At 59.5% G+C, this 640-nt stretch carries 1 protein-coding gene; it reads left to right on the forward strand.

Annotated features, from left to right (window positions below; translation table 11 throughout):
- Positions 1–289: 289 nt before the first annotated feature.
- The coding region (locus ACP56T_RS21885) for a hypothetical protein (protein WP_430914113.1) at positions 290–640 on the forward strand (351 nt) is incomplete at its 3' end.

Consider the following 640-nt stretch of genomic DNA (forward strand, 5'->3'; position numbering starts at 1 on the left):
GAAATCGCCGGTCCGGTTTGGCAAGCCCGCCCTGGCAGCGGGATGCTGCTACGGGGAGGGTGGCGTACCCCCTCGGCGGCTCATTCGAGCATCCTTGGCTGGTCCGGCATTGAGCCGGATGCTGCCAAAGCGGCGCGGTGGGCGAAGCTCTCAGAGAGCCATGTAAGGCGGCAATCTGGCCGGCACCACCTAAAGCATTGCGGAAGCTGCTCCTGAAATCCTTCAGGGTGGATCGTCTTTGCCCTGAAAGCCATCATCCAAACTCTAAGGGCGGGTTCCGCGAGGGGGAATGGTTCGACCTAAGGAGCGCGAAGCCGAGATTTTCTTCGGCGATCTGCGGAGTGTCGCTGGTCAAGACGCGGTCAACCGTCTGATCGAAGCCTGCGGTGGTACGGTCGTCTATATTCCTCGCAACGGGTGTCGCGACGAAGCTTCTCCTCTTGCCCAGGCTTGGAGTGGCCTCGATGCGGCGAACGCTATCATCCAAAAGCTGAACAGCGTTGGCCGCTATGGGATAAAAATCAACATCCCGCTCCGACACATGTCTACTTACTCGGTGGTCGGTGAGAAAATCAGGGCCGACATCCTTTCGGGCGCCTTCTCGGTTGCTGATATCGCCGCTCGTTTCGGGGTAACACAG

This window comes from Methylobacterium endophyticum (assembly GCF_050591105.1).
In the GTDB taxonomy this organism is placed as follows: Bacteria; Pseudomonadota; Alphaproteobacteria; order Rhizobiales; family Beijerinckiaceae; genus Methylobacterium.